Below are 22,158 nucleotides of genomic sequence, written 5' to 3' on the forward strand. Positions count from 1 at the left end.
CGATGCCTCTTATGATTGATGGTTAGCAAATGAAAACTCCCTGGAAAAGATCTTGCGCAATGCACCCGTTACTGCGGCGTTAACGCCCGCCGACTATCTCAGAAAAATCCTCAATGCGCGGGTCTACGACGTGGCCGTCGAGTCTGCGTTGGAGAAGGCGCGCGCGCTCAGCGAGCGGCTCGGCAATACCGTGTTGCTCAAGCGCGAGGACCAGCAACCCGTATTCAGTTTCAAACTGCGCGGTGCCTATAACAAGATGGCGCACCTGAGCAAAGCGCAATTGGCGAGCGGTGTGATTTGCGCATCGGCCGGCAATCACGCGCAAGGCGTTGCGCTCGGCGCGCGCAAGCTCGGCACGCGCGCAGTGATCGTGATGCCCGTGACCACGCCGCAATTGAAGATCGATGCAGTGCGTGGTTTCGGCGGCGAGATCGTGCTGCATGGCGACAGCTATTCCGACGCCTACCTGCATGCGCTCGAATTGCAGACGCAGCAGAACCTGACCTTCGTCCATCCCTTCGACGATCCCGACGTCATCGCGGGCCAGGGCACCATCGCGATGGAAATCCTGCGCCAGCACCAAGGTCCGCTCGACGCGGTGTTCGTGGCGATCGGTGGCGGCGGCCTCATCTCCGGCGTGGCCAACTACATCAAGGCCGTGCGGCCCGAGATCAAGGTGATCGGCGTCCAGATGAACGACTCCGACGCGATGATGCAATCGGTCGCCGCGCACCAGCGCGTGAACCTGCCCGACGTCGGCCTGTTCTCCGATGGCACGGCCGTCAAGCTGGTCGGCGAGGAAACCTTCCGCATCGCGCAGAACCTGGTCGACGGCTACATCTCGGTCGACACCGACGCCGTGTGCGCCGCCATCAAGGACGTGTTCGTCGACACGCGCAGCATCGTCGAACCGGCTGGCGCGCTGGCCGTGGCGGCGATCAAGCAGTACGCGGCCGAGCATGGCCGCCAAGGCGAGACCTACGCAGCGATCCTGTGCGGTGCCAACATGAATTTCGACCGGCTGCGCTTCGTGGCCGAGCGGGCCGAGGTCGGCGAGGAACGCGAGGCGCTGTTCGCCGTGACCATCCCTGAAGAGCGCGGCAGCTTCCGTCGCTTTTGCGAACTCATCAGCCAGCTGCCGGCCGGCGGCGCGCCGCGCAACGTGACCGAGTTCAACTACCGCATCAGCGATGCCGCCAAGGCCCACGTGTTCGTCGGCCTCACGACCTCGGCGCGTGGCGAGTCGGCCACCATCGCGAAGGTCTTCATCGAACACGGCTTCGACGCACTCGACCTCACGCACGACGAGCTCGCCAAGGAGCACCTGCGCCACCTGGTGGGTGGCCGCACGGGGCTGGCGCACGACGAGCGCCTGCTGCGTTTCGTGTTCCCCGAGCGTCCCGGTGCGCTGCTCAAGTTCCTGAGCCTGATGCGGCCGAACTGGAACATCAGCCTGTTCCACTACCGCAACCAGGGCGCCGACTACGGGCGCATCCTCGTGGGCCTGCAGGTGCCGGCGGAAGAGTCGGCGGCCTTCGACAGCTTCCTCGAAACGCTGGGCTACCCCTGCGTCGAGGAAACGGCCAACCCGGCCTACCGCCTGTTCCTTCAGGCCTGAAGAAAAGAAGAAGAAAAGAGAAAGAGACCGCCGCGCTTACTGCGCGGGGGTCTGCGCCTGCGGCGGTGGCTCCATCGCGGCGCCCGCCGTGGCGGGAAGTTGCTGCTGCTGCGGCATCACCATCGTCGGCATCGTGGCCGGCAACGGCCCGGCTGGCGCAGGTGACTGCACCGACGACAGACCGGCAGGCGGCGTCGGAAGCCCCATGCTGAGCGGCGCACGCACCGGCAGCTGCAGCGTGAACGCCGCCGGCCCGTCGCGCTGGGCACCGAGCGTCGCCGCGCGCACGCCCACCGACTGCAGCACATAGCTCTCGCCGACCTTCGAGCCCACGCGGAACGGCCGCGGCGGCTTGCCGTCGATCGAGATCAGCGCCGCGCCCTGGTTCGACGGGTCCGCCACCACGCCCGACAGCGCGAAGCGGCTCGCGGCCTCCGGCGCCACGGGGGCGTTCGACGTCACCGTGACCACACCCAGCAACCGGGCCACCGCCTCGGCATCGGCCGCGACCGGTGCGCGCGGCATCGTGGCCGCCGCAGCCACGGCGTCGGCCGGCGAGGCCAGCCGCAGCGCCCAGAACACCGCGGCGCCCGCGGCCAACGCCCAAAGCCCCGTCGTTGCAAGTGGGGCATGCCAGCGGGCTGCGGAGTAAGGACTTGTCATGGCCGCGGATTATCATGCAGCGCGCTTACCGCCTCATGTCCCCGCAAGCTATGAACAAACTCCTTCGTTCCGTCTCCCGCACCGCACAACGCGGCTTCACGCTGATCGAACTCATGGTGGTGCTTGTCATCATCGGCGTGCTCGCTGCGCTGATCGTGCCGAACGTGATCGAGCGCGCCGACGACGCCCGCGTCACCGCCGCCCGCACCGACATCAACAACCTGATGCAGGCGCTCAAGCTCTACCGCCTCGACAACCAGCGCTACCCGACCGCCGAGCAGGGCCTGCAGTCGCTGCTGACCCGCCCCACCGCGGGCCCGGCCGCGCCCAACTGGAAGCCCTACGTCGAGAAGCTGCCCAACGACCCCTGGGGCCATCCGTACCAGTACATGAACCCCGGCATCAAGGGCGAAATCGACGTGCTCTCCTTCGGCGCCGACGGACAGAGCGGCGGCGAGGGCAAGAATGCCGACATCGGCAGCTGGCAGTAAGCGCATCGCCCCCGGCCGCGTGGTGCTGCCACCGCCTCGCGCAGCGCGCGGCTTCACGCTGCTGGAGCTGATCGTGGTGATCGCGATCATCGCCATCGCGACCGCCAGCGTGAGTTTCGCGATGCGCGACACCAACGCCGCCGCGCTCGACCGCGAGGCCGACCGCCTCGCCGCCCTGCTCGAATCGGCCCGTGCCCAGTCGCGCGCCAGCGGCGTCATGGTGCGCTGGCGCCTCGTCGAAGGCGGCGGCTTCGTCTTCGACGGCCTGCCCGCCGACGCCCTGCCCACCGGCTGGACCCACGCAGGCATCACGGCCCAGCCCATGCTGGGCGGCGACACGCCGGTGGCGGCGCTGCAGCTCGGGCCCGACCCCATCATTCCGGCGCAGCAGGTTATGCTGCACAGCGACGGCCCGCCCGCGCGCGTGCTGCGCGTCGCGACCGACGGGCTGCGGCCCTTCACCGTGTTCGCCGTGCCATGAGACAGCGGCTGCGGCGCGCCGGCTCCAGCCATGGCTTCACGCTGGTCGAGGTGCTGATCGCGCTGGGCATCGTCGCGCTCGCGCTGGCGGCCGGCTCGCAGGCCACGATGTCGCTCACGCGCAATGCGCAGCGCCAGTCCGACCTCGTGCTGGCCGGCCTGTGCGCCGAGAACGAACTCGCCAAGGCGCGCCTGTCGCGGCAGATGCCGGCCGTCGGCGACTCGGGCTCCATCTGCCTGCAGGCCGGCCTCACCTTCCTCGTGACAACCACGACGGTGCCCACGCTCAATCCGAATTTCCGGCGCGTCGACGTGCAGGTGCGCGACGAAGGCAGCGCACCGCTGCTGCGCGTGTCGACCGTGGTGGGGCGCGTCTGATGACGAAGCCTTCGCGCGCACGCGGCTTCACGCTGATCGAGCTGCTGGTCGCCATCGCGGTGATGGCGCTGCTCGCCCTCGTGAGCTGGCGCGGCCTGGACAGCATGTCGCGCGCTACCACGCAGAACCAGCAGCGCGCCGACGCGGTGCTCACGCTGCAGGCCACGCTCGCACAGTGGAGCGCCGACCTCGACGCCATCACCCTGCTCGCGCAGACCCGCCCGATCGACTGGAACGGCCGCGTGCTGCGCATGACGCGCCGCGGCAGCGACACCAGCACGCCGACCGTGCAGGTCGTCGCCTGGACGCTGCGCCCCGGCGCCGACGGCACGCGCTGGCGGCGCTGGCAGTCGGCGCCCTTCGCCACGCGCGGCGAATGGGTGCAGGCCTGGAACCTCGCGGCCGCGTGGGCGCAGGACGGCGCCGCGCCCACCGGCGGCGCCACCGATGTGGCGTTGATGCCGGTCAACAGCTGGCAGCTCGCGTACTTCCGCAACAACGCCTGGGTGCCGGCGGAGCCGCTGCCCGTGGCGGCGGCGAACCCGTCCAACCCGGCCGGCGCGCTCATCGCCATGCCCGACGGCGTGCGGCTGGTGCTGACCCTGCCGCCCGGAGACGGGCTCTCGGGCACGCTCACGCGCGACTGGGTGCGCCCGACGCTCGGGGGGCCGCGCTCATGACCGCGCCGCAACGCCATCGCGTGGCCAGCACACGCCGCCAGCGCGGCGCCGCGCTGCTCGCCGCCATGCTGACCGTGATGCTGGTCGCCACTTTTTCCGCCGCCGCGCTCTGGCAGCAGTGGCGCTCGGCCGAGGTCGAAGGCGCCGAGCGCGCGCGCGTGCAGGCGGCCTGGGTGCTGATCGGCGCGCTCGACTGGTCGCGCCTGATCCTCGGCGAAGACGGCCGCGCCGGCGGCCCCGACCACCTCGGCGAGCCCTGGGCCGTGCCGCTCGAAGAGGCTCGCCTCACCAGCTTCCTGTCGGCCGAAAAGAACGTGGCCAGCGACAACCTCGAAGGCCTGCCCGACGCGTTCCTGTCGGGCCGCATCGTCGACGCGCAGTCCAAGCTGAACGTGCTGTCGCTGGTGGACGCCGGCAAGCCGGTGCCGGCCAGCGTTGCCACCTTCACGCGCCTCTTCAACCTGCTCGGCCTGCCGGCCGGCGAGCTGACCCAGATGACCGCGCGGCTCGCGAGCGCGCTGCACACCGGCAGCACCGACGCCGCCTCAGGCGGTAGCGGCGGCGGCAGCAGCGACGCCAGCGCCGACACCGGCGCCGCCCCGCTGATGCCGCAGGAGGTCGCGCAGCTGGTGTGGCTCGGCCTCTCGCCCGCCACCGCCGCCGCGCTCGAGCCCTACGTGACGATCCTGCCGGAGCGCACCACGCTCAACCTCAACACGGCCAGCGCCGAAGCCATCAGCGCGAGCGTCGAATCGCTGGGCATCGCCAGCGCGCGCCAGCTGGTGGAGCGGCGCAGGCGCTCCTTCTTCAAGAACATCGAGGAAGCCAACGCCGGCCTGCCCAGTGGCGGCTCGCGCTTCAACGCGGCCCAGCACGGCGTGGGCACCCAGTATTTCGAGGTGTACGGCCGGCTGCGGCTGGACCGCACCTGGGTCGAGGAGCACTCGCTGCTCTTTCGCAAGGGCCTGGCCGTGACCACCGTCTGGCGCACCCGTGGCGCGGGCGCCACCATGCCCCCGGCAAAACCCTGACGCCGGTTTCCTTTTCTCCGATCAAAACACCGTCAAACGCACGTAGTCTCTGCAAGATATGCTATTCAAACAATAGCAACAACTTGTAAGCCACCCTCCTACAATCACCGGCTTTTCCGACACCCCCCGACATGACCCCGCTGCTGCTCCTTGCCCCCCTCCCTCCGGCCGATGCCGCGGGCGAGTACGACTGGGCCCAGGCCGGTGAGGACGGCATCGCCCTGCGCGACCAGGGCCGCGCGCTGCTGACGCTGCTGCCGTCGGGCCCCGAGGTCACGCTCGGCATCCCGTCCTCGGCGCTCTCGTGGCACCGCGTCACGCTGCCCAAAGGCAGCATGGGCAGCACCTCGAAGCTGCGCGCCGTGCTCGACGGCCTGCTCGAAGAGCATCTGCTCGACGACCCGGAAGCCCTGCACTTCGCGCTCGCGCCCGACGCCAAGGCCGGCGAGCCGGTGTGGGTCGCGGCCTGCAACCGCATCTGGCTGCGCAGCGTCGTGCAAGGGCTCGAAGCCGCCGGCCGGCGCGTCGTGCGCATCGTTCCCGAATTCACGCCGCAGCCGGCCGACGCGCCGCCGCTGCTGCAGGTCACGGGCGAGCCCGAGGCGCCGCAACTCACGGTCTGCGACGGCGACGGCGTGGTCTCGCTGCCGCTGGCCGGCGCGGGTCTGGCCCTGTCGAACGGCCTGCCGCTGGACACCGCCGTCATCACCACCGAACCCGCCGTGGCCGAAGCCGCCGAGCACCTGCTGCAGCGCCGCGTGCCGATCGTGCAGGCGCCGCAGCGCTGGTTGCACGCCACGCGCACACCCTGGGAGCTCGCGCAGTTCGACCTGGCCGTGACGGGCCGCGCCCGCGCCGGCAAGAAGTTCGCCTCGGTGCTTCAAACCCTGCGCTTCGCGCCCGAATGGCGCGCCGCGCGCTGGGGCGTCGTGGTGCTGCTGCTGACCCAGCTCATCGGCCTGAACGCCTGGGCCTGGAAGGAGCGCAACGCGCTCGAGTCCAAGCGCCAGGCCACGCGCGCCATCCTGACGCAGACCTTTCCCTCGGTGAAGATCGTGGTCGACGCGCCGCTGCAGATGGGCCGCGAGGTGGCCGCGCTGCAGCAGGCCGTGGGCGACGTGGCGCCGAGCGATTTCGAACCCATGGTCGGCGCCATCGCCGCCGCCCTGCCGCCCGGGCGCTCGCCGAGCGCCATCGACTTCAGCGCCGGCCAGCTGCGCCTGCGCGGCCTCGGGCTGCAGCCGCAGGAGGTCACGCAGATCACCGCCGCGCTGTCGCCGCGCGGCTACCAGGTGCGCACCGAGGGCGATCTGCTGCTGGTGCAGGCCGAGGCCAACCGATGAACTTCAGCGAACAACTCAAGGCCCGCTGGGCCGTCCTCGGGATGCGCGAGCGCCGCCTCGTCATCGGCGCCGTCGCGCTGGTGGCACTGGCCTTGCTCTGGTGGATTGCGCTCGCCCCCGCGCTGCGCACGCTGGCCGCGGCCCCGGCCGAACACGCACGGCTCGACGCCCAGCTCCAGCAGATGGCCACCTTGCAGAACCGCGCGAAGGCGCTGCAGTCGCAACCGCGCCTGGCGCGCGACGACGCTCTGCGCGCGCTCGAAAGCTCGGTGCGCGACGGCCTGGGCGTCACGAACGCCCAGCTCATGACGGCCGGTGGCGATGGCGCCGCCACCGTTACGTTGCGCGGCGCGCCCGCCCAAAACCTGGCGCAATGGCTCGCACAGGCGCGCGGCAATGCCCACGCCGTGCCGCGCGAAGTGCACCTGACGCGCGCGCCCATCGCACCGCCGCCGCCAGGCGCCAAGCCCGCGCCCGCCACGCCCGACCAACCTCCGCAACCCCGCTGGGACGGCACGCTCGTGATGGCGCTGCCCGCCCCGCGCTGAAGCAGCCCCACGCACCGCACGGCATGGCGAGACGTCCCCCGATCCCCGACCTCCAGCCGCGCCGCGGCAGCTGGCGCTGGGCCGTGCTCGGCGCCGCCACCGGCCTGCTGGTCGCGGTCGTGCTGTTCGCGCCGGCACGCTGGCTCGCCTCGGCGCTGTCGGGCTGGACGCAAGGCCGCCTGCTGCTGGTCAACCCGCGCGGCACGGTCTGGAACGGCACCGCCGCCGTCGTGTTCGCCAGCGGCGCCGGCGGCACGCAGGCCGTCTCGCTGCCGGGCCTGCTGAACTGGCGCATGTGGCCGAACTGGCGCGGTCTGTCGGCGCGCCTCGACCTCTCTTGCTGCGCGGCGCAACCGCTGGGCCTGCAGGCCAGCCCGCGCGCCAACGGCCTGCAGCTCGCCTGGCAGGACGCCCGCTCGCGCTGGCCCGCCACGCTGCTCACCGGCCTGGGCGCGCCCTGGAACACGCTGAAGCTCGAAGGCGCGCTCGACCTCAACACCCGCGCTTTCGCCATGCAGTGGGACGGCCCCGCCTTGCGCATCGAGGGCCAGGCCACGCTCGACGCCACCGATGTCTCGTCCGCCCTGTCGACCCTGCGGCCGATGGGCAGCTACCGCCTGTCGCTCGAAGGCGGCACGCGCCCCACGCTGCTGCTGAGCACGCGCGAAGGCAGCCTCGAACTGAACGGCAGCGGCAGCTGGAGCGGCACCGCGTTGCGCTTCAACGGCGAAGCCAGCGCGGCACCGGGCCGCGAAGACGCACTTTCCAATTTGTTGAACATCATCGGGCGGCGCGACGGTGCGCGCTCGATCATCACCCTGGGTTGATCCGACCATGAAGAAGCCTCTGTCCTCGTCCGGCGCCCGCCCCGGCCTCGTCGCGCTCGCGGTACGCCTGCTGATCGCGGCGTCGTTCGTGCCGGTGCTGCCGCCCGCCTACGCGCAGACCGGCGACGCCCCGCGGCGCGGCGAACCGATCACGCTGAACTTCGCCGCCGCCGACATCGAGGCCGTGGCCCGCACCATGGCGGTCGTGACCGGGCGCGACGTGGTGGTCGACCCGCGCGTCAAGGGCACCATGAACCTGGTCACCGACCGCCCGCTGGCGCCGGCCGCCGCCTTCAACCAGTTCGCCGCCGCGCTGCGCCTGCAGGGTTTCGCGGTGGTGGAAGCCGACGGCCTGTACAAGGTGGTGCCCGAGGCCGACGCCAAGCTGCAGACCAGCACCGTCAACACCTCCATCGGCGGCGCCAGCGCGGCCGCGGGCAACCAGATCGTCACGCAGATCTTTCGCCTGAACTACGAGTCGGCCAACAGCCTGCTGCCGGTGCTGCGCCCGCTGATCCCGCCGAACAACACCATCAACGTGAACCCGGGCAACAACTCGCTCGTGATCACCGACTACGCCGACAACATGCGCCGGCTGGCGCGCATCATCGCGTCGCTCGACGTGCCCAATGCGTCCGACATCGAAGTCATCCAGCTCAAGCATTCGGTGGCCACCGACATGGTGCCGCTGGTCACGCGGCTGGTCGAAGGCGGTGGAGCGGGGGCGCCGGGCGCGGCCGCACCGGGCGGTGCCGACGCCTCGTTCCGCACCACGCTGATGGCCGACCCGCGCAGCAACTCGCTGATTCTTCGCGCTGCCAACCCCGCGCGCGCGCAACTCGTGCGCACGCTGGTCGAGAAGCTCGACCGTGCGCCGGCCGAAAGCAGCAACGGCGCGGCCGGCAACATCTACGTGGTCTACCTGAAGAACGCCGACGCGGTGCGCCTGGCCGCCACGCTGCGCGCCGCCATGGCCGCGAGCCAGCAGCAGTCGCAGGTGCCGGGCGCGCCCGGCGCCGCGGGCAGCGCCGGTTCGTCGGTGCCGCCGGCCAGCATGCCGATGACGCAGGCCAGCTTCGGCGGCAACAACGCGCAGGGCGGCGGTTCGGCCGCGGCCAACGCGCCGCTGAACAACGCCAACCAGCCGTCCACCGGCGGCCAGATCCAGGCCGACCCGAGCACCAACTCGCTCATCATCACCGCGCCCGAGCCGCAGTACCGCCAGATGCGCGCCGTGATCGACAAGCTCGACGGCCGCCGCGCGCAGGTGATGATCGAGGCGCTCATCGTCGAGGTCAGCGCCAAGAAGGCCGCCAACTTCGGCGTGCAGTGGCAAAGCGCGCTGGGCAACAACGCCGTCATCGGCACCAACTCCAGCCTGGCCAGCGCCAACATCCTGGCGCTGACGCAGGCCCTGGCCACGCGCGACGTGGCCAACGTGCGGCCTTCCACCGGCCTGAACCTGGGCATTGCCGGCAAGATCGGCGGCCAGTACATCCTGGGCGCCATCGCCAACTTCTTCAACAGCGACGGCGACGCCAACGTGCTGTCCACGCCCAACCTGCTGACGCTGGACAACGAAGAAGCCAAGATCGTCATCGGCCAGAACGTGCCCTTCGTGACCGGCCAATACGCCAGCACCTCGGGCTCGGTCGGCATCAACCCGTTCACCACGGTGGAGCGCAAGGACGTGGGCCTCACGCTGCGCGTGCGCCCGACCATCAACGAGAACGGCACCGTGAAGATGACCATCTTCCAGGAGACCTCCACGGTCGACCAGAACACGGCCAAGGACCCCAACGGCCCGACCACCAACAAGCGCTCCATCGAGTCGAGCGTGCTGGTGGAAGACGGCGGGCTCGTGATGCTCGGCGGCCTGCTGTCGGACAACTACGGCAACACCGTCGAGAAGGTGCCCGTGGCCGGCGACATCCCGGTGCTCGGCAACCTGTTCAAGAACGAGGTGCGCACGCGCGACAAGAGCAACCTCATGATGTTCCTGCGCCCCGCCGTGATGCGCGACGGCGCCTCCACCGAAGCCTTCGCCTACGACCGCTATGACGAGATCCGCGGCATGCAACAGCGCACACAGCCCAACACCGACAACATCATGCTGCGCGGTGTCGACTCGGCGCCCGTGCTGCCCGAGGCGCCGCTGGTGCGCATCAACCGCCTGAACAGCAGCGACAGCGGCAAGAAGACCAGCGAGACCCGCATGGAAGGCACGCAGCTCATCCCGCCGCCGCGCCCCGCCACCGACAACCGCCGGCTCGCGCCCAGCCCGTTGCGCGGCGCGCTGCCGCCCACCGCCGACCCGACCAGCTCGCGCGAGCTGCCCTGAGCCCCGTTTCGCACACGCCAGCCCCCCATGCGCTATCCCCTGCCCTACGCGTTCGCACGCAGCCAGCAACTGCTGCTCGAAGCCACGGACGACGGCCGCCACACGCTGTGGATGTCTTCCCATCCGGCGCGCAGCGCGGTCGGTGAAGTGACCCGCAAGTACGGCGTGCAGGCCTTCGAGGTGCTCGACGACGGCCCGCTCGCGCAGCGCATCAGCGCCGCCTACGCGCAGGGCGAATCGAGCGCCGCCGCGGTGGTCAGTGAAGTGCAGAACGACGCCGACCTCTCGCGCATGATGCAGGAGCTGCCGGCCGTCGAAGACCTGCTGGCCAGCGCCGGCGACGCGCCCATCATCCGCATGCTCAACGCGCTGCTCACGCAGGCCGCGCGCGACGGCGCCAGCGACATCCACATCGAGCCCTACGAGCGCACGTCGTCGGTGCGCTTTCGCATCGACGGCACGCTGCGCGAGGTGGTGCAGCCCAACCGCGCACTGCACGCCGCGCTGATCTCGCGCCTGAAGATCATGGCCGACCTCGACATCTCCGAGAAGCGGCTGCCGCAAGACGGGCGCATCAGCCTGCGCATCGGCACACGCGCGGTCGACGTGCGCGTGTCGACGCTGCCCAGCGCGCACGGCGAACGCGCCGTGCTGCGCCTTTTGGACAAGAGCGAATCGAAGCTCACGCTCGAATCGGTCGGCATGCAGGGCGACTCGCTGGCGCGCTTCGAAAAGCTCATTGCGCAGCCGCACGGCATCATCCTCGTGACCGGCCCCACCGGCTCGGGCAAGACCACCACGCTGTACGCCGCGCTGGCCCGGCTCGACGCGAGCCGCAGCAACATCATGACGGTGGAAGACCCGATCGAGTACGAGCTGCCGGGCGTGGGCCAGACGCAGATCAACGCCAAGATCGAACTCACCTTCGCCAAGGCCCTGCGCGCCATCCTGCGGCAGGACCCCGACGTGATCATGATCGGCGAAATCCGCGACTTCGAAACCGCGCAGATCGCCATCCAGGCCTCGCTCACCGGCCACCTCGTGCTGGCCACGCTGCACACCAACGATTCGGTGAGTGCCGTCACGCGCCTGACCGACATGGGCGTGGAGCCCTTCCTGCTGAGTTCGTCGCTGCTCGGCGTGCTGGCCCAGCGCCTCGTGCGCAAGGTCTGCACCGCCTGCGGCGGCCCGGGCTGCGAGGTCTGCGGCCAGACCGGCTACCAGGGCCGCACCGGCATCTTCGAGCTGCTCGTGGCCGACGACGAGGTGCAGGCCCTCATCCACGGCAAGGCCGCCGAGAGCGCGCTGTTCGAAGCCGGCACACGCGGTGGCCTGCGCTCCATGCGCGAAGACGGCGAACGACTGGTGCAGGCCGGCATCACCTCGCGCGCCGAACTCTTGCGCGTCACCCGCGAGTAGCGACCCGCGATGCCCGCCTATTCCTTCGAAGCCATCGATGCCAGCGGCCAGTCGCGCGAAGGCGTGCTCGAGGCCGACACCGCGCGCGCCGCACGCGGCCTGCTGCGGGCGCAGGCGCTCATTCCGCTGTCGGTCAAGCCGGTCGGCGGCGGCGATGCAGCCGGCGGTGGCGGCAGCGCAGGCAGCACGCTCACGCGCTGGCTCGGCGGCGGCAAGCGCGTCTTCAATTCGACGAACCTCGCCGTGTGGACGCGCCAGCTCGCCGGCCTCATCTCCGCCGGTCTGCCGCTGGAACGCGCGCTCACGGCGCTCACCGACGAAGCCGAATCGGAACCGCAGCGCAACCTCGTGGCCTCGCTGCGCGCCGAGGTCAACGCGGGCTCGCCCTTCGCGCGTGCGCTGTCGGCGCACCCGCGCGAGTTCTCGCCCATCTACACCGCCGTGATCGGCGCCGGCGAGCAAAGCGGCAACCTCGGGCTCGTGCTCGAACGCCTCGCCGACGACCTCGAAGAGCGCCAGGTGCTGCAGCAGAAGCTGATCGGCGCGGCGCTGTACCCGGCCATCGTCACGCTGGTGGCGATCGTGATCGTGATCTTCCTCGTGAGCTACGTGGTGCCCCAGGTGGCGCAGGTGTTCGCGGGCACCAAGCGCTCGCTGCCCTTCCTCACGACCGTGATGCTGTCGCTGAGCGCGGCCGTGCGCAACTACGGCTGGTGGATGCTGGGCGCCATCGTGCTCGCGGCCGTCGGTGTGCGCGTCGCGCTGGCGCAGGAAGCCTTCCGCCTCAAGTTCGATGCCGCGTGGCTCAAGCTGCCGCTGATCGGCAAGCTCGCGCGCGGCTACAACGCGGCGCGCTTTGCCAGCACGCTCGCCATGCTGGCCACGGCCGGCGTACCCATCTTGCGTGCGCTGCAGGCGGCCTCCGAAACACTGGGCAACCGCGCCATGCGCGCCGACGCGCTCGATGCGCTGGTGCTGGTGCGCGAAGGTGCGCCGCTGGCCTCCGCGCTGGCACAGAAGAAGCGCTTCCCGGGGCTGGTGTCGATGTTCGCGCGCCTGGGCGAGCAGACCGGCACGCTGCCCGTGATGCTGCAACGCGCCGCCAACCAACTCGGCGCCGAAGTGCAGCGCCGCGCCATGCACCTGGCCACCATCCTCGAGCCGCTGCTCATCGTCGCCATGGGCGGCGTGGTCATGCTCATCGTGCTGGCCGTGATGCTGCCCATCATTCAGCTGAACCAGTTCGTCAAGTGACGACGGACGGGGAGCCCCTCACATGCCCGTAACGCTCGAAGACAAACTCGTGGTCGCGATCTCCTCGCGGGCCCTGTTCAACCTCGAAGAAGAAAACAAGATCTTCGAGGCCGGCGACAACGAGGGCTACATGAAGCTGCAGCTCGATCGCATCGATGAACCGGCCGCCCCCGGCATCGCGTCGTCGCTGATCCGCAAGCTGCTTCGCTTCAACGAAGACGGCGTGCAGCGCGTCGAGGTGGTCATCCTCTCGCGCAACGACCCGGTGTCGGGCATGCGCATCTTCAAGTCAAGCGCCGCGGCCGACATCAAGCTGCAGCGCGGCGTGTTCACCCAAGGCCGCCCGCCCTTCGGTTACCTGCGCCCGCTGCGCGCGCACCTGTTCCTGTCGGTCAACGCGCAAGACGTGCGCGAGGCACTCGCCGCAGGCTTCCCCGCCGCGCGCGTGCTGGTCGAGTCGGTCAAGGCCAGCGATGCGTGGCCGAACGAAGTGCGCATCGCCTTCGACGGCGACGCGGTGCTCTTCAGCGACGAGGCCGAGCGCGTGTTCCAGGCCGAGGGCCTCGACGCCTTCCAGGCGCACGAACTCAGCAAGGCCGACCTGCCCCTGCCCGAAGGCCCGTTCAAGCCGCTGCTGATGGCCTTGCACCGGCTGCAGATGGCGGGCAATGCGCAGATGCGCATCCGCACTGCACTGGTCACGGCGCGCAGTGCACCGGCGCACGAGCGCGCGATCCGCACGCTCATGAAGTGGAACATCCGCGTCGACGAAGCGATGTTCCTCGGCGGCCTGCCCAAGGGCGAGTTCCTGCGCGAGTTCGAGCCCGACTTCTTCTTCGACGACCAGACCGGTCACGTCGATGCGGCCTCGCGGCATGTGCCTGCGGGGCATGTGTCGAGTGGCATCAGCAACGAGCCCTGACGCCGTTCAGGGCGCGATCCCGCCGACGAGGCACCTTGCTCCGCGAATGTCCTCCGGGCTTCGCCCTCCCCCTTGATTTCGCTGCGCAAGGCACCCCATCGACGTGATCGACGGGCCGTGCGGTCGTTGATCGGCCCGCACAACGACCGCGCTCGGTGTGCACAGGACACTGGGTGCTTCCCGCAGCGAAATCAAGGAGGAGGCCGCAGGCCGGGGGACATTCGCGGAGGGAAGTGCCCGGTGGCCTGGGCATGCGCCCCAGCCCCTCTTTCGCGGTCTCCACAAAGCCGCAGACCAGCGCGTTGTCACACGCGTTTCGTCCCACTGTCATCGCTCGTTCACTGCCGAGTAACGGGTTCTCCCTAGTCTTGTCGCCTGTCCGGTGCACACGTCGGGCCAGCCGCTTTTCGCGCTCGCGCCCTGATCACCCCCGATCTCCACGACATCACAAAGAGAGGATCACCCCATGCTTGTTCAAGCCTCGCTCCCCACGCGGCTGCTGGCCGCCTTCATCCTGGCTTGCACGCTGTCAGCCTGCGGCGGCAGCGACAACGGCGGCGGCTTCGCCGGCTTCCCGCCCGTCACCACGCCGCCCCCGCAGCCCCAACCCGAAACCGGCGTGAAGCCCGAGATGCGCTGCGCACCGTGACACGCGAACACATGACATCCCACGACAAGACCATGAATTCACGCCGCAAATTCCTCACGGGCACCGCCACCACCGGCGCTGCCGCCCTCGCCCTCTCGGCCTTCCCGCCAAGCATCCGCCGCGCGCTTGCCATTCCGGCCAACAACAAGACCGGCACCATCAAGGACGTCGAGCACATCGTCATCCTGATGCAGGAGAACCGTTCGTTCGACCACTACTTCGGCACGCTCATGGGCGTGCGTGGCTTCGGCGATCGCTTCACGATTCCGCTGCCCAAGGGACGCAACGTCTGGCAGCAAGTCGACAAGACGGACACACCGATCCTGCCCTACCACTTGGACCAGACCAAAGGCAACGCGCTGCGCGCGGGTCAGACACCGCACGACTGGTCCGATGGCCAGGACGCCTGGGACGGTGGTCGCAACTATCAGTGGCCGCGCTACAAGCACCCGCTTTCCATGGGCTACTACAAGGAAGCGGAGTTGCCGTACCAAACGGCCCTGGCCAACGCCTTCACCCTGTGCGACGGCTACCACTGCAGCATGCACGCAGGCACCAACTCGAACCGCATGTTCCTCTGGACCGGCACCAACGGCCCCACCGGAGCCGGCGTGGCCACGGTCACCAACGAATGGGACGACAGACGCCCTCCCGCTTCGACCTCCGGCTATGAGTGGAAGACCTACCCCGAACGCCTGGAAGCAGCAACGCCCAAAGTCAAATGGATCGTGTATGAAAACATACCCGACAACTACGGCGACAACCCGCTCACGGGCTTCAAGCAATACCGCCTGGCCAACGAAGCAGCGAAGGCAAAGCAGATCACCAGCCAGAATCCGGTGCCGATCTACGATCCAGCCAGCGACGACGTCGGCAACCCGTTGTACAAGGGCATTGCCAACACCATGCCCGGCACCAAGGTGGACGAGTACCTGAACACCTTCCGAAACGACGTGAAGAACGGCAAGCTGCCGCAGGTGTCCTGGATCGTGGCCCCCGACGCCTACTCTGAGCATCCGGGGCCCTCCAGCCCGGTGCTGGGCGCCTGGTACATCCAGGAAGTGCTGGATGCGCTCACCGCCGTGCCCGAGGTGTGGAGCAAGACCGTGCTGTTCATCAATTTCGACGAGAACGACGGCATCTTCGACCACTACCCGTCGCCGGCCGCACCTTCCATCAATCCGGACGGCACCGCCGCCGGCAAGACCACACTGAGCGATGCCGATCTCGCCTTCGAATACCACAACTACCCTGCACCGCCCGGCACCACCGACCAGAACAAATATCCACCAGATGGCAAGGTCTTCGGACCGGGCAAGCGTGTTCCCATGTACGTGGTCTCGCCATGGAGCCGTGGTGGCTGGGTGAATTCGCAAGCCTTCGATCACACCTCGGTGCTGCGCTTCATCGAGGCGCGTTTCGGCGTGGCGGAGCCCAACATCAGCCCGTTCCGTCGCGCGGTGTGTGGCGACTTGACCAGCGCTTTCAATTTCGCCAACCCGAACAACGAGCCGCGGCCTCAACTCGCGGGAAAAAAGAGCCTGGACGAAGCCGTTGCGCAGAACAAAGCGCAAGAGTTCGAGGCGGATGGCACGACCAAGCGAGCGGCAGTCCCCTTGCCACTCGACCCGCAGCTGCCGCGCCAGGCCACCGGCACGCGCCCGTCGCGCGCCCTGCCCTACGAGCTGCACACGAGCGCCAGGGCCGACACCCTCGCCGGCACTGTGAAGCTGATCTTCTCGAACACCGGCAAGGCCGCGGCCGTGTTCCACGTGTACGACAAGCTCAACCTCGACCGCCTGCCGCGCCGCTACATGGTCGAGCCCGGCAAGACACTCGACGACAGCTGGACCGCTGCGATCGACAACAGCGGCTTCTACGACCTGTGGGTGCTCGGCCCCAACGGCTACCACCGCCACTTCAAGGGCGACCTCAACCGCCTGCGCGCCGGCGGCGTGGCCGCGCCCGAGGTGCGTGTCTGCTACGACATCGCCAACGGCAACGTCTACCTGCAGATGCGCAACGACGGCAAGGCCCCTTGCAAGTTCACGGTGCGTGCCAAGGCCTACCGCGACGACGGCCCGTGGAACGCCACGGTGAACGGCGGCGCCCAGGCCGAGCAGCACTGGGAGCTCGCCGCCAGCGGCCAGTGGTACGACTTCGCCGTCACCTGCGACAGCGACCCGGCCTTCTACCGCCGCTTCGCCGGCCGCGTGGAAACCGGCAAGCACACGGTCAGCGATCCGGCGATGGGCTTGCCCGACCTCTGAAGACGTAGGCATGATCCCCCCGCGCCCGCCAGCGGCGCGGGGGAATTCATGCACGCCAAGGTCATCCGGTACTTCGTCGAGGTGGTTCGCGCGGGCTCGATCCGCAAGGCGGCCGAGCAGCTGCACGTGGTGCCCACGGCCGTCAATCGGCAGATCCTCAACCTCGAGGAAGAACTGGGCGCGCCGCTGTTCGAGCGCATCCACAACACGCTCAAGCTCACGCCCGTGGGCGAGATCGTGCTGGCGCATGCGCGCGGCACGCTGCGCGAGTTCGACCTGGTGCGCCAGCGCATCGAGGACGTGCGCGGCCTGCGCCAGGGCGAGGTCACGCTGGCCACCACGGCCGGCCTGGCCGACGCCTTCCTGCCGGCCGTGGTGCAGCGCTTTCGCACCGCGCACCCGGGCATCCAGCTGAAGCTGCTGGGCCTGCCCATCGCGGCCGTGCTGCGCAGCGTGGCCGAAGGCGATGCCGACCTGGCGCTGGCCTACGACGTGCCCGGCACGGCCGGCTTTCGCACGCTGTTCAGCAGCGAATGGCCGATCGGCGCGGTGGTGCCACCGGGCCATCCGCTCACGGCGCATGCGACCGCGCTGTTGGCGGAGTGCGTGGGCTACCCGCTGATCCTGCCCGCGCCTTCTCTGTCGATCCGCCCGATCCTCGACGCCGCGTTCGAGCGCTCGGCCATCCGCGTGTCGCCGGTGGTCGAGACCACCTCCACGGCGCTGATGCGCCGGCTGGTGCGCGACGGCGGCGGCATCACGCTGCTCAATCGGCTGGACGTGGATGAGGAGCGCAACGACGGCAGCCTGGTCTTCGTGCCGCTGCGCGACACCACGCTGCGCGCGCAGACGCTCACGCTCGAGACCCGCGCCGCGCAGGCGCCGAGCGCGGCGGCCGAGCTGTTCGCGAACCATGTCGTGGCCTGCCTGGACGACCTGCTGGCGCCCTGACATGCACCCTGGATGACCGTCCACTTTTTGTGCACAGGGCGCGTCATTTATTGACTTTGCATGTGCAAAGACATCGCTCCTAGACTGCCGCGCCGGTTCATCGGCAGGAAAGGTTCCCATGTTCTCGAACGATAAAAAGCCCCCCGCAGGAGACGGCGAAGGGGTCGACCAGAAGCTTCCGCTCGCCCGCTACGGCGCATTGAGCCTGCAGCACGTGCTCGTGATGTACGCGGGCACGGTGGCCGTGCCGCTCATCGTGGGCGGTGCGCTCGGCCTCTCGAAGGCCGACATCGCCTTCCTCATCAACGCCGACCTGTTCGCCGCCGGCATCGCCACGCTGGTGCAGGCTATCGGCTTCTGGCGCTTCGGCATCCGCATGCCGGTGATGATGGGCGTGACCTTCGCGGCGGTCGGGCCGATGATCGCCATCGGCATGGACCCCTCGCTCGGGCTGCCCGCGATCTACGGCGCGACCATCGTGGCGGGCGTGTTCGGCATGCTCGTCGCGCCGCTCATGGGGCGCGTGCTGGGCGTGTTTCCGCCGCTGGTCACGGGCACGGTCATCACGCTGATCGGCGTGTCGCTCATGGGCGTGGCCATCAACTGGGCCGCCGGCGGCCAGCCCACCGCGACCCGCATGGTCGACGGCGTGGCGCACGCGGTGGCCAACCCGGCCTACGGCGAGCCGGTGAACCTGGCGATTGCCGCGGCCGTGCTGGCGGTGATCATCGCGATCACGCGCTTCGGGCGGGGCCTCATCGCCAACATCGCGGTGCTGCTGGGCATCGTGTTCGGCGTGGGCCTGTCGCTGGCGCTCGGGCGCATGCACTTCGACGGGCTCGAGGAAGCGAGCTGGATGGCCGTGACCACGCCCTTTCATTTCGGCCTGCCGCGCTTCGAACTCACGGCCATCGCCTCGATGTGCATCGTGATGCTCATCACGCTGGTCGAATCCACCGGCATGTTCCTCGCGCTGGGCGAGATCACCGGCCGCAAGGTGACGACCGACGCGCTCACGCGCGGGCTGCGCGCCGACGGGCTGGGCACGGTCATCGGCGGTGTGTTCAACACCTTTCCGTACACCTCGTTCTCGCAGAACGTGGGGCTGGTCACGGTGACGGGCGTGCGCTCGCGCTACGTGGCGGCGGGCGGTGGCCTGATGCTGATCGCGCTGGCGCTCTTTCCGAAGATCGCGCACATCGTGGCCTCGGTGCCGCAGTTCGTGCTCGGCGGCGCGGGCATCGTGATGTTCGGCATGGTGGCGGCCACGGGCGTGCGCATCCTGGGTGCGATCGACTATGCGCACAACCGCCATGCGCTGTACGTGATCGCCATTTCCATCGGGCTGGGCCTGGTGCCCCCGCTGTCGCCCAACTTCTTCCAGCACTTCCCCGCCTGGACCCATCCGCTGACGCACAGCGGCATCGTGCTGGGCACGCTGGCCGCGGTGCTGCTCAATCTTTTCTACAACGGCGTGCTGTCGAAGGAACGCTCCTTCGCGATGGCGGCGCGCACTTCGCACGGTACCGAATGACTTTCCCAAACCCTTCGTCCTCTTCACCGCAGCGCCCGCCGCTGCTGATCGTGCGCCACGCGGACGTGCTGGTCACCATGGACGCCGCGCGGCGCGAGATCGCCGACGGCGCCGTGGTGATGGACGGCCCCGCCGTCGCCTGGGTGGGCGCCACGGCCGAGCTACCGGCGGCGTACCTCGACGCGCTGCGCAGCGGCCAGGCTGAGGCCATCGACATGCACGGCCATGTCGTGATGCCCGGGCTGGTCAACACGCACCACCACATGTACCAGAGCCTCACGCGTGCCGTGCCCGAGGCACAGGACGCCGAGCTTTTCGGCTGGCTCACCAACCTGTACCTGCTGTGGGCGCGGCTCACGCCCGAGATGATCCGCGTGTCGACGCAGACCGCGATGGCCGAGCTCATGCGCTCGGGCTGCACCACCACCAGCGACCACCTCTACCTGTTCCCCAACGGCTCGCGGCTCGACGACTCGATCGAGGCCGCCGACGCCATGGGCATGCGCTTCCACGCGGCGCGCGGCAGCATGAGCGTGGGCCGCAGCGCCGGCGGCCTGCCGCCCGACGAGGTGGTGGAGACCGAGGCCGCGATCCTGCGCGACAGCGAACGCCTCATCGATCGCTGGCACAACCCCGCGCGCCACTCGATGCGCCGCATCGTGCTGGCGCCCTGCTCGCCGTTCTCGGTGTCGCGCGACCTGATGCGGCTGTCGGCCGAGCTGGCGCGCGAACGCGGCGTGTCGCTGCACACGCACCTGGCCGAGAACGACAACGACGTGGCGTACTCGCGCGAGAAGTTCGGCATGACGCCGGCCGAGTACGCCGAAGACCTGGGCTGGGTGGGCCACGACGTGTGGCACGCGCACTGCGTGAAGCTGGACGACGCCGGCATCGCGCTCTTCGGGCGCACCGGCACCGGCGTGGCGCACTGCCCGTGCTCGAACATGCGGCTGGCCTCGGGCATCGCGCCCATCGGGGCCATGCAGCGCGCGGGCGTGCCCGTGGGCCTGGGCGTGGACGGCAGTGCGTCGAACGACGGCGCGCACATGCTGGGCGAGGCACGCCAGGCCATGCTGTTGCAGCGCGTGGGCTACGGCCCCGCCGCCATGACGGCGCGCGAGGCGCTGGAGATCGCCACGCTCGGCGGCGCCCGCGTGCTCGGGCGCGACGACATCGGTGCGCTGGCACCGGGCATGTCGGCCGACCTCGTGGCCTTCGACATGCGCGGCGTGGACCACGCGGGCGCCTGGCACGACCCGGTCGCGGCGCTGGTGTTCTGCACGCCGGTGGCGGCCGCGCTGAGCGTGATCGACGGCGTGGTCCGCATCCGCGACGGGCGCTTCACGGGCTTCGAGCTGGCGCCGCTGCTGGCCACGCACCGCGACCTGGCGCGCACGCTGTACGACAGCGCGCGGCATCCGCACACCGCCTGAAAAAGCGGTGCGCCGTGCGCGTCAACGGCGCATCGTGTCCAGCTGCGTGACCGGCGCGGCGTTGTTGCCCCACGACCCGCGGATGTAGGTGAGCACCTCGGCCACCTCGGTGGCATCGAGCGCGTGCCCGAACGGCGGCATGCCGTAGGGGCGCGGGTTGCCGGCCGTCGCGGGCAGGAAGCCGCCGTGCGCGACCACCTGGATCAGGTTGGTGGGCCGCGCCATCGTCACCGCGCGGTTGCCCGCGAGCGGCGGGTAGGCGCCCGGCGCGCCCTGGCCCTGGTCGCCGTGGCAGTAGGCACAGCGCTGGTCGTAGATCTTGGCGCCGCGCACCATCGCGCCGGCGTCGCGCCGCACCGGCACGGCGGGGGCCTTCTGGGCTGCGGGCGCGTCCTGCTTCACGGCCTCGGGCAGGTCCTTCAGGTAGATCGCCATCGCGCCCAGGTCGGCAGCGCTCAGGTACTGCGTGCTGCGGAACACGACGTCGGCCATCGGGCCCATCACCGAGCCCCGCGGGGCGGTGCCGGTCTTGAGCAGCGCCACGACATCGGCCGTGGGCCAGTCGGCCACGCCCGCCTCGTGCGGATCGGCCAGCGAGGGCGCGTACCAGTTCTCCACCGCGATGAGGCCGCCCGAGAGCCCGAGCTTGGTTTCGGTCGCGCCCAGTGAGTTGCGGCTGCCGTGGCAGGCGATGCAGTGGCCCAGCCCGCCGACCAGGTAAGCGCCGCGGTTCCATTCGGCCGGCTTGTTCGCGTTGGCCACGAAGGGCTGCGGCTTGAACGAGAGCGCGCGCCACACCGCGAGCGCGGCCTGCGTGTCGTACGGGAAGCGCAGCCGGTGCGCCTTGTTTTCCGTGTCGGCGGGCGCGACGCTGCGCAGGTAGGCGTACAGGGCGTCGGAGTCTTCGCGCGTGACCTGCGTGAAGTTCGGGTACGGGAAGGCCGGGTACAGCAGGCGCCCGTCCTTGCTGCGGCCGTTGTGCATGGCGCGCCAGAAATGCGCGCTGCTCCAGCCGCCGATGCCGTGCGTCGCATCGGGCGTGAGGTTGGTCGCGTAGATGGTGCCGAACGGCGTTTCGAGCGGCACGCCGCCCGCATAGGGCTGGCCGCCGCGCGTGGTGTGGCAGCCGGCGCAGTTGCCCGCCAGCGCAAGGTAGCGCCCGCGCTCGACGAGCTGCGGCGTGGCGTCGAAGGCTTCGGCGCGTTCGGGCAGCGGGTCTTCGCCGCGCAGGTTCAGCGCCAGCACGACGCCGGCCAACACGGCCGCCAGGGTGACCAGGCCCAGCAGGGCCCAGCCGAAATGTCTCAATCGCGCGGTCATCGGATT

General features: G+C 69.8%; 20 protein-coding genes. 18 read left to right on the forward strand and 2 right to left on the reverse strand.

Annotated features, from left to right (window positions below; all coding sequences use genetic code 11):
• Positions 1-52 precede the first annotated feature (52 nt).
• Positions 53-1,618, forward strand: a complete 1,566-nt coding sequence (ilvA, locus tag AC07SQ_RS17230; RefSeq protein ID WP_240531311.1) for a threonine ammonia-lyase, biosynthetic — start codon at positions 53-55, stop codon at positions 1,616-1,618.
• 36 nt (positions 1,619-1,654) lie between these two features.
• Here ilvA and AC07SQ_RS17235 read toward each other — a convergent pair whose 3' ends face one another.
• Entirely contained in the window at positions 1,655-2,281 is a 627-nt protein-coding gene (locus AC07SQ_RS17235) for a type II secretion system protein N (RefSeq protein ID WP_495272406.1), read from the reverse strand.
• Between the two features lie 50 nt (positions 2,282-2,331).
• On the opposite strand from AC07SQ_RS17235, the gene gspG reads away from it, so the two are divergent.
• From gspG to AC07SQ_RS17320, 17 genes are all read left to right on the forward strand, one after another.
• The gene (gene gspG, locus AC07SQ_RS17240; RefSeq protein ID WP_056573020.1) at positions 2,332-2,772 is read left to right on the forward strand and encodes a type II secretion system major pseudopilin GspG; all 441 of its coding nucleotides are present in this window, start codon (positions 2,332-2,334) and stop codon (positions 2,770-2,772) included.
• Positions 2,747-3,253, forward strand: a complete 507-nt coding sequence (locus AC07SQ_RS17245) for a prepilin-type N-terminal cleavage/methylation domain-containing protein (protein WP_070060010.1) — start codon at positions 2,747-2,749, stop codon at positions 3,251-3,253. The genes gspG and AC07SQ_RS17245 overlap by 26 nt, the downstream gene beginning before the upstream one ends.
• Positions 3,250-3,630, forward strand: a complete 381-nt coding sequence (gene gspI, locus AC07SQ_RS17250; protein WP_307638382.1) for a type II secretion system minor pseudopilin GspI — start codon at positions 3,250-3,252, stop codon at positions 3,628-3,630. Before AC07SQ_RS17245 ends, gspI begins: the two co-directional genes overlap by 4 nt.
• Complete coding sequence (locus AC07SQ_RS17255) at positions 3,630-4,310, forward strand: PulJ/GspJ family protein (RefSeq protein ID WP_495272405.1); 681 nt, start codon at positions 3,630-3,632, stop codon at positions 4,308-4,310. Before gspI ends, AC07SQ_RS17255 begins: the two co-directional genes overlap by 1 nt.
• Positions 4,307-5,341, forward strand: a complete 1,035-nt coding sequence (gene gspK, locus AC07SQ_RS17260; protein WP_495272404.1) for a type II secretion system minor pseudopilin GspK — start codon at positions 4,307-4,309, stop codon at positions 5,339-5,341. The genes AC07SQ_RS17255 and gspK overlap by 4 nt, the downstream gene beginning before the upstream one ends.
• A gap of 131 nt (positions 5,342-5,472) precedes the next feature.
• Positions 5,473-6,684, forward strand: coding sequence for a type II secretion system protein GspL (gspL, locus tag AC07SQ_RS17265; protein ID WP_369644674.1), 1,212 nt, complete (start codon positions 5,473-5,475; stop codon positions 6,682-6,684).
• Positions 6,681-7,232 (forward strand): type II secretion system protein M, encoded by a 552-nt coding sequence (locus AC07SQ_RS17270; RefSeq protein WP_062472615.1) that lies wholly within the window; start codon positions 6,681-6,683, stop codon positions 7,230-7,232. The genes gspL and AC07SQ_RS17270 overlap by 4 nt, the downstream gene beginning before the upstream one ends.
• Before the next feature lie 23 nt (positions 7,233-7,255).
• Positions 7,256-8,059: a type II secretion system protein N gene (gene gspN / locus AC07SQ_RS17275; protein WP_495272403.1), complete on the forward strand. Its 804-nt coding sequence runs from the start codon at positions 7,256-7,258 to the stop codon at positions 8,057-8,059.
• 7 nt (positions 8,060-8,066) lie between these two features.
• Positions 8,067-10,400: a type II secretion system secretin GspD gene (gene gspD / locus AC07SQ_RS17280; protein ID WP_495272402.1), complete on the forward strand. Its 2,334-nt coding sequence runs from the start codon at positions 8,067-8,069 to the stop codon at positions 10,398-10,400.
• Between the two features lie 27 nt (positions 10,401-10,427).
• Positions 10,428-11,819 carry a GspE/PulE family protein gene (locus AC07SQ_RS17285; protein ID WP_495272401.1) on the forward strand — a complete coding sequence of 464 codons (1,392 nt, stop codon included), beginning with the start codon at positions 10,428-10,430 and terminating at the stop codon, positions 11,817-11,819.
• A 9-nt stretch (positions 11,820-11,828) separates the two neighbouring features.
• Positions 11,829-13,073: a type II secretion system inner membrane protein GspF gene (gspF, locus tag AC07SQ_RS17290; protein WP_495272400.1), complete on the forward strand. Its 1,245-nt coding sequence runs from the start codon at positions 11,829-11,831 to the stop codon at positions 13,071-13,073.
• Between the two features lie 22 nt (positions 13,074-13,095).
• Positions 13,096-13,995, forward strand: a complete 900-nt coding sequence (locus tag AC07SQ_RS17295) for a 5'-nucleotidase (RefSeq protein ID WP_070060017.1) — start codon at positions 13,096-13,098, stop codon at positions 13,993-13,995.
• Between the two features lie 466 nt (positions 13,996-14,461).
• Entirely contained in the window at positions 14,462-14,644 is a 183-nt protein-coding gene (locus tag AC07SQ_RS17300) for a hypothetical protein (RefSeq protein WP_070060018.1), read from the forward strand.
• 32 nt (positions 14,645-14,676) lie between these two features.
• Positions 14,677-16,914, forward strand: a complete 2,238-nt coding sequence (locus tag AC07SQ_RS17305; RefSeq protein WP_495272498.1) for a phosphocholine-specific phospholipase C — start codon at positions 14,677-14,679, stop codon at positions 16,912-16,914.
• Positions 16,915-16,962: 48 nt separating this feature from the next.
• Complete coding sequence (locus AC07SQ_RS17310; RefSeq protein WP_495272399.1) at positions 16,963-17,865, forward strand: LysR substrate-binding domain-containing protein; 903 nt, start codon at positions 16,963-16,965, stop codon at positions 17,863-17,865.
• Positions 17,866-17,983: 118 nt separating this feature from the next.
• Positions 17,984-19,399: a nucleobase:cation symporter-2 family protein gene (locus AC07SQ_RS17315; RefSeq protein WP_495272398.1), complete on the forward strand. Its 1,416-nt coding sequence runs from the start codon at positions 17,984-17,986 to the stop codon at positions 19,397-19,399.
• Positions 19,396-20,832, forward strand: a complete 1,437-nt coding sequence (locus AC07SQ_RS17320) for an 8-oxoguanine deaminase (RefSeq protein ID WP_495272397.1) — start codon at positions 19,396-19,398, stop codon at positions 20,830-20,832. The genes AC07SQ_RS17315 and AC07SQ_RS17320 overlap by 4 nt, the downstream gene beginning before the upstream one ends.
• 21 nt (positions 20,833-20,853) lie before the next feature.
• On the opposite strand, the gene AC07SQ_RS17325 is transcribed toward AC07SQ_RS17320, so the two are convergent.
• Positions 20,854-22,152 carry a c-type cytochrome gene (locus tag AC07SQ_RS17325; protein WP_495272396.1) on the reverse strand — a complete coding sequence of 433 codons (1,299 nt, stop codon included), beginning with the start codon at positions 22,150-22,152 and terminating at the stop codon, positions 20,854-20,856.
• Between the last annotated feature and the right edge of the window lie 6 nt (positions 22,153-22,158).

The sequence above is a fragment of the Variovorax sp. GW821-FHT06D12 genome, from assembly GCF_059419205.1.